This is a genomic window from Sphingomonas sp. (assembly GCF_042091075.1).
Taxonomy (GTDB): Bacteria; Pseudomonadota; Alphaproteobacteria; order Sphingomonadales; family Sphingomonadaceae; genus Sphingomonas.
Window position 1 is genome coordinate 1,329 of record NZ_JBELIE010000140.1, and the last position, 7,417, is coordinate 8,745.

A 7,417-nucleotide genomic window follows, 5' to 3' on the forward strand; every position below is an offset into this window, starting at 1 on the left:
CGCCGGCTGAACGACGACGCCCGCCACCGACTGCGCGCCCGTCTTATATTCGAGGTTGTAGGTCGCCGAGCCGCCCATGCTGACGCGCACCGCACCGACATCGGCATCGTAATCCAGATTGAAGTCGAGCCCGGCGTCCCGCACCCGCGCGCCGTTCTGGTAGGTGGTGACGACACGCGACACGTTCGCCGCGCTGCACGTCCCCGCCCCTGCCACGCCACCGCCGTCGTTAAAGAAGAACCGCTGGCGCAGCGCCGCATAAGCGGCGTTGGTGCAGTTGCTGCCGGCAAACAGCGTCGCGACCATGCCGCCCAGCGGATCGGCGACGATCGTGTCGCGGATCTGGTAGCGGAAATAGTCGACGCTTGCGCGCAGGCCACCCGCGTTGAACAGCACGCCGCCCGACAGGTTCGTCGAGGTTTCGGGCTGCAACCCCGGCCGCCCGAGAATTTCGACGGGCTTGAACGCGCTGCCGACCAGTTGCAGCCCGGTGAAGGAATTGGGCGTCAGATACTGGACCGGCGGCCCGCGGAAGGTGGTGCCGATGCCGCCGCGGAACGCCAGCCAGTCGGTCGCCTGGAAGCGCAGCCGCGCCTGCGGATTGAAGGTCGATCCGATCTGACCGCCGTAATCTTCGTACCGCGCGGACAGCTGGCCGTTGAGCGAGGACAGGATCGGCAGCTGCAATTCGGCAAAGACCGCCCGTACGTCGCTGCTGGCCTGCGCGGCGCGGGTGCTGCCGAGGAAACCGAACGCGCCGGTCGCCTGCGCGGCCGGACCGCCAACCGTGCTGGGCGCGCACGCCCCGAGATTGCCGTTGAGCGGCGTTTCACGACACGGCGTTACGGCAAGGTCGTTCGCGGCGCCGAGCGCGGTGCGGAACGACGAGCGGCGATACTGACCGCCGAGCGCGAATTTCAGCTCGCCGCCGGGCAGCGAAATTCCCGTGCCGCCCGACACGGTCGCATCGGCGACGAAGAGCTGCGTGTTGGTGCGCGTGACGCTGGGCACGAACAGCCAGCTCGCCAGGCTGGCGGTGTTGGCGACGCCCGCGACATAACCGGGATTGGCCGCGCCCGTCACCGGATTGGCGGCGATCGCATTGCCGAAGGGATTGAGATACTGGCAGCCGTTCTGGCCGGGCGTATTCGCCGCGACGTTGCACCCTGCCCCGCCGAGCCCGCGCAGCGCGAGCTGGATGCGATCGCCGAAGATGTCGTTGCTTTCGACATAGCGGTAATAATGCTGGTACGTGCCGGCGATCTCGAAATCCACGCCTTGCGTCAGCGGCCCGCGCAGCGCCAGCGTGAAGCGGGCGGTCTCCGACCGGCGGCTGCCGGTCAGCGACCCCGGATAGTCGGCCTCGCCCAGCGTCAGCGGATTGCCGCCGAGCAGATAGGGACGGAACAGCAGCGTCGGAAAGACGACGCCCGCGGCATTGGCGAGCCCGCCGTTCTGCTGCGCATAGGCCTGGAAACCGGGGTTGCTCGCCGGCACGTAGAAGCCCGACACGCTGCTGCGGTTGACGCCGCCGAGCGCGACGATCGAGGGCGGCTGCGAGGGCAGATAGGACGGCGAGGTGAGGACGTGCGGGTTTTCCGACGCGCCGTAAAGGGCGGTCGCCTGCACCTCCATGCCATGTGGCAGGTCGATGCCGACGTCGACGAACACCTGCCCGCGGCGTTCCTGTTCGGCGAGCGCGTCGAATTGCGTGGTGTTGCCGATGCAACGGTTCTGCGTGGTGACGTAGCCGCCGAGCGGCGCGCAGGCGACATCAGTGCGTACCGCCCCCAGCGGCGCCCCGGTCGCGCCGATAGGGACGAAGCTGCCGGGGTTGCTCGCCGGATTCCAGCCGCCCTGGGGGTTGGTGGCATAATCACGCAGCGCGAAGTCGCGCTTCGTCGCGAGCAATTGCCCGCGCGTCTGCACGCCGGCGGCGACGAGGAAGCGCAGGCCGTTCGCATCATGGCCGAAGCTGATCGAGGCATCGATGTCGCCGTCGCTGCCGGGCACATGCTTGTAGCTGCCCGCTGCGCGAAACCCCTTCTGATCGGTGCGCGTGATGAAATTGACGACGCCGGCGATCGCATCGGAGCCGTAGGTCGCGGCAGCCCCGTCCTTCAGCACCTCGACCCGGCCGATGGCGGCGAGCGGGATGAGATTGATGTCCACCGCGGGCGCGCCGGTGCCGACGGGGACGAGCCGTTTGCTGTTGAGCAGCACCAGCGTCCGTTCGGGGGTGAGGCCGCGCAGATTGACCGTGGCGATGCCTTCGCTGCCCTGCGAGCGGGAATCGAACTGGTTCGAATCGCCCAGCACGCCGCTGGACGTCGGCAAGGCCTTCATCAGTTCGACGACCGACGGGCTTCCTTGTCGCGCGAGGTCCTGCGCGCCGATGACGTCGACCGGCGCCGGCGCATCCTCGCGCGATCCGCGGATCAGCGATCCGGTGACGACGATGTCGGGCTGGTCGGCGGGCGCATTGGCCTGAACGGGCACCGCCGCAGCCGGCGCTTCCCCCGTCTGTGCCTGCGCCTGCCCCGCCAGCAGCGAGACGGAAACCCATATGGTGCTGCCCAGCAACGTCGCGCGCATAGCCCTCTCCCAATCCTGCGAGACGCTTCGGTCTCTTGGGCGAAGGGGTAGCGCAGTGGATGCGCCATGACGTCGGTCGAAAAATGTAGCGCCGTTATGCCTTCAGGCTATCAGCGATCTTACGGGGCACCCTTGGCGATCTGCGCGATGCGGCGCACCAGCGGCACGCTCCACAGGCCCTTGGTGGTCAGCATCCAGCATTCGAACGGGAATGTCTCGGTCGATGGCAGCTCGACCAACGTGCCGTCGGCCAGTTCGCGATCGAACACGAAGCGCGGGCCGCGCGCGATCCGGTCCGTGCCTTGCGGATAGTGGCGGATCATGTCGGGATCGTCGGACACCAAGCCGCGCAGCCGCCGGTTCTGATCGGGGGCGATGGGCCCCAGCCATTCGAGCAGCGCATCGCTGACCAGCATGTTCGCCATCGGATAGGTGAGCACGTCGGCGGGGCCGACCGGCGCGCGCGCCAGCAGTGGGTGACCGGGGCGCACGACGAAGATCGTATCGGTGTCGAACAATTTGATGCGCACCAGGTCGGGATAGGCCTCGGCATTCTCGCGGCGGCTGAACGAGATGTCGAACGCCCCTTCGTGCACGCCGCGGGCCAGCCCCTCGCTCGCGACACGGCGGACGACGAGCTGCAGGTTGGGAAATTCGGTGGCCGACCGCCGGATCACCATGGGCAGCGGGTTGAGATGCGTGGCCGCCCCGGCCGCTATGGTGAGCACGCCGAGGTCGCCACGGCTGCGCTGTTCGACCTCGCGCATCAGCGCCGCGACCTCGTGCAGCAACGGCTCGGCGCGGCGGGCGAGATAATCGCCGTGCGGCGTCGGCCGCGTTCCCTCGGTCGAGCGGTCGAACAATTGCAGGCCGAGCTGGCCTTCGAGACGCGCGATGCTTTTGCTCAGCGTCGGCTGCGCGACGCCGAGCAACCGCGCGGCGCCGTTGAAGCCCCCCGCCTTCACGACGGCGACGATCTGTTCCAGGTGCCGCAATTCCATCGTGGCACCCTATCGCCCGTGCGGGCCGGCGACCAGACTAACGGATCGGAACCTTGGGGGGATAGGCCTTGAACGTCGCGAGCTGCGCCTGCACGGCCGCGGCGACGACCGGGATCTGCGGCTGTTTCAGGGGCGCGAGCGCGTGCTCCTCCTTGGGATCGATGTAGAGATCGAACATCTTTCCGCCGTAGACCGAGGTCGTATAGGCCGCCGAAAACGGGCTGGAGCGCGGCCAGCTGTCGTCGCTTTCGGTGATCTGGTCGTGCATCAGATATTTGAACTCGGCGACGCGTGCGCCCATGAAGATGTTGTTTACCCAGTAATATTCGACGCGGCGCGCGCTCTGCCCCTGCGGCGCGAGGAAGAAGCCGGTCTGGTCGATGCTGTCGATATAGCGGTCGGTGGGCACGAGATCGGCCCGGCCGGCGAGCGACAGGCTGGTCGCGAACACGTCCATCAGGTCGAACAGGCCGTCCGACACGCGGCCGGGCGCGATGACGCCGGGCCAGGACACGATCATCGGCGTGCGCACGCCGCCTTCGTAGATCGACCCCTTGCCCGATCGGAACGGCGTGGTGCCCGTGTCGGGGAAGGTTTCGAGCATCGGGCCGTTGTCGGACGCGATCATGACGATCGTGTTGTCGAGCTGTCCGGAGGCCTTCAGCGCCTCGACGACTTGGCCGACGCGGTGGTCGAGCTCGACGATCACGTCCTTGTACGGATAGCGGCCGGGCGATTTGCCGGCGACTTGGGGGTGCGGGTAATTGTCGAAATGCGCGCCGCGCGTGCCGACATACAGGAAGAAGGGGTTTTTCTCGTTCTTGCGCGAGGCGATGAACTGCGTCGCCCGGTCGGTCAGCTTTTCATCGACGAAGCGGATCGTGTCGCGGTCGATCGGATAGGCGAGCGTCGCCGCCGCCCCCGTCTTGCCCGCGACGATGCCCATCGTCTCGCCCTTCTCGGCCCAGGCGCGGCGATCGGGATCGTTGACGAGATCGGGATTGCGCCAGGGTTCGCGCCACGCGGTATAATCGTCGGACGAGGTGAGGATGCCGTAATAATCGTCGAAGCCGACGTTCTGCGGTTGCGCCTGCTCGGCGCCGCCGAGGTGCCATTTGCCGATCGCCTGCGTGGCATAGCCGGCCTTCTTCAGCAGTTCGGCGAGCGTGACCTCGCCATTGAGGCCGGTCGCCGCATTGTTCTCACCCGGCAGATAGGGGCGTAGCAGGCCGCTGCGCACCGGCAGCCGCCCGGTGAGCAGCGCGGCGCGCGTCGGCGTGCACGACGGCTGCGAATAGGCGGAGGTGAGGCGCAGGCCACCGGCGGCGAGCCGGTCGAGATTGGGCGTCGGGCTGCCCACCGCCGCGCCGCCGCCGAACACGCCGATGTCGCTCCAGCCGACATCGTCCACCAGGATCATGACGATATTGGGTGCGCGCCCGAACCGCGCCCGCGCCCGCCCCAATGCCGCGGCGGCCGCCGCGCGATCTTGGGGCAGGTCGATCACCGGTTCGCGGTTGGGCGCCGGGCGCGTGGTCTTGGCGAGGAACCCGTCGACGGGCTTGTCCCCCTGCGCTGCCGCCACCCCCGCCGTCAGCGCGACCGCACAGGCGAATGCCGACATTCCGGCTGTGATCCGTTTCATCCGATCCTCTCCCTTTACCGCTGGGCTATCGCCCGCAGCGGCGTCTGACGACGGTATAGCGGTCATGCCTTCGGGCTATCGGGGCGACGGCGGCGATCCGTGCTAGGATAAGCCCTTGTGACGAAAGGAGCGGCGGACATGCGATACGGCGATATGGTCCGCCTGCCCGGCGGCACCTTCTCGATGGGGTCCACCCGCTTCTACCCGGAGGAAGCCCCCGTCCGGCGCGTGCGCGTGGATCCGTTCGCGATCGACGCCGCCCCCGTGACGAACAGCGCATTCGCCGCGTTCGTCGCCGCCACTAGTTATGTGACGATGGCGGAACGCGCGCCCGACCCGAAAGACTATCCGGGTATGGACCCCGCGCTCGCCCAGCCGGGTTCGCTGGTGTTCGAAAAGACCGCCGGCCCCGTCGACATGACCGACGTCAGCCAGTGGTGGCATTTTCGCCTGGGGGCGCATTGGCGCCATCCGCTGGGTCCCGGCAGCAGTGTCGACGATCTGGGCGATCACCCGGTCGTGCATGTCACCCACGCCGATGCCGAGGCCTTCGCGCAGTGGGCCGGGAAGGCACTACCGACCGAGGCGGAGTGGGAGTTCGCGGCGCGTGGCGGCCTGGAGGACGCGGATTACGCCTGGGGAAACGAGCTGGCGCCGGGCGGCGCGATGCTGGCGAATTACTGGCAGGGGCGCTTCCCGTTCGCCAACCAGATGCTCGACGGCTTCGAGCGGACGTCGCCGGTCGGCACCTATCCTGCCAACGGCTATGGCGTGTACGACCTGATCGGCAACGTCTGGGAATGGACCGCGGACTGGTACGCGACGCCATCCGTCCTACGCGGAAAGACCGGCCCCAAATGCTGCGCGATCGCCAACCCGCGCGGCGCGCGGCGACAGGACAGCTTTGACCCGGGAGAAGCCGCGCGCATTCCGCGCAAGGTGCTGAAAGGCGGATCCCATCTGTGCGCCGAAAGCTATTGCCAGCGCTATCGCCCTGCTGCCCGCCATGCGCAGCCCATCGATTCCGCGACGACCCACATCGGGTTTCGCTGCGTAACCCGCTGACTCATCAACGACGGCGCGCGCCTCTCCCATACGCCGTCATGCGCACGCGCCGACAAGGCTCTCCGAGGCCGCGCGTCAGAACCGACGTCGCAGGGTCCCGAACACCTGGCGCGGCGACCCGGCCTGAAGCGTATTGTTGAGCGAGGCGGCGGTGTTGAAGAACTGACCGGATCCGAGCGCCGCGATATAGCGCTTGTCGAGCAGGTTTACCGCGTTCAGCTGCACCTCGAGCCCCGCGAGCGCGCTGCCGATCGGGAAACGATAGCCGAGCGCCGCATCGATCAGCGTGTAGCCGGGCACCGTCACGTCGCCGGTATAGGTGACGTTGCGGCGAGAGGTGTAGCCGCCGGCCAGATTGCCGAACAGTGCGCCGTCGTCGTAATTGACTTCCGCCTTGGCGAGGTTCGCCGGCGTATCGACGGTGCGCACGCCGCGCGTGGCGACCAGCGCGGTGCCGTTGACGGTGTTATCGTCGTAGGTGCTGTCGTTGTACGAATAGGAGGCGATCAGCGACAGCGGGCGGCTGACGCGATAGGTCGCGGCGATCTCGACACCGCGGCTCGTCACGCTGCCGACGTTCTGCAGCACGCTGGGATTGCCCAGGATGTTGGCGCCGCTGAACGCCGCGAGCAGGCGGTTGCGGAACTTGACGTCGTACACCGCGACGACGCCGCGCAGCGCGCCAAGGTCGAACCGCCACCCCGCCTCGACGGTCCGCGACGTCTCCGGCTTCAGCGTGCCGCGGATCGCTTCGAACCCCGCCTGCGTCGTGCCGAACGGGCCGCGGAACGAGCTGATGAAGGCGCGCATGTTCTCGGCGTAATTGGCGAAGAACTCCTGGCGACCGGCGCGGTAGGTGGCGCCGATCTGCGGCTGGAACCAGTCCCGCGCGGCGATGCGGCCATTGATGAACGGCGTGCCGAACGTCGTAACGATGCCGTTCGACACCCGCGCGCCCTTGAACCCGCCCGCGATCGTCAGCGCGTCGTCCAGTTTCCACGTATCGCTGACGAAATACTGGTTGGTGACCGTGGTCAGATCGGTCAGGAAATCGCTGCGGAACGGATTGCGCAGGAAGCTGGTGACGTCGGGGCGATTGTCCTGGCCGACC

The 7,417-nt window shown here is 67.8% G+C and carries 5 protein-coding genes; 1 reads left to right on the forward strand and 4 read right to left on the reverse strand.

The features are described 5' to 3' along the window. The 3 genes from ACFDSW_RS12980 to ACFDSW_RS12990 all read right to left on the reverse strand — a co-directional run. Positions 1 to 2,595 (reverse strand): TonB-dependent receptor plug domain-containing protein (locus ACFDSW_RS12980; RefSeq protein ID WP_375250707.1); only part of this gene is annotated, 2,595 nt, incomplete at its 3' end. Between the two features lie 119 nt (positions 2,596 to 2,714). Next, a complete protein-coding gene (locus tag ACFDSW_RS12985) occupies positions 2,715 to 3,596 on the reverse strand; it encodes a LysR family transcriptional regulator (RefSeq protein WP_315462465.1) in 882 nt (293 codons plus the stop codon). Between the two features lie 37 nt (positions 3,597 to 3,633). Beyond that, positions 3,634 to 5,241, reverse strand: coding sequence for a sulfatase-like hydrolase/transferase (locus ACFDSW_RS12990; RefSeq protein WP_375250708.1), 1,608 nt, complete (start codon positions 5,239 to 5,241; stop codon positions 3,634 to 3,636). A gap of 153 nt (positions 5,242 to 5,394) precedes the next feature. Here ACFDSW_RS12990 and ACFDSW_RS12995 point away from each other — a divergent pair, with 153 nt between their 5' ends. Next, positions 5,395 to 6,306 (forward strand): formylglycine-generating enzyme family protein, encoded by a 912-nt coding sequence (locus ACFDSW_RS12995; RefSeq protein WP_315462495.1) that lies wholly within the window; start codon positions 5,395 to 5,397, stop codon positions 6,304 to 6,306. A 75-nt stretch (positions 6,307 to 6,381) separates the two neighbouring features. On the opposite strand, the gene ACFDSW_RS13000 is transcribed toward ACFDSW_RS12995, so the two are convergent. Then, positions 6,382 to 7,417 (reverse strand): TonB-dependent receptor (locus ACFDSW_RS13000; protein ID WP_375250709.1); only part of this gene is annotated, 1,036 nt, incomplete at its 5' end.

Excerpts from the sequence above, each read along its gene's own strand:
- ACFDSW_RS12985 (WP_315462465.1), bottom strand. The coding sequence starts at position 3,596 with ATGGAATTGCGGCACCTGGAACAGATCGTCGCCGTCGTGAAGGCGGGG.
- ACFDSW_RS12990 (WP_375250708.1), bottom strand. The coding sequence starts at position 5,241 with ATGAAACGGATCACAGCCGGAATGTCGGCATTCGCCTGTGCGGTCGCG.
- ACFDSW_RS12995 (WP_315462495.1), top strand. The coding sequence starts at position 5,395 with ATGGTCCGCCTGCCCGGCGGCACCTTCTCGATGGGGTCCACCCGCTTC.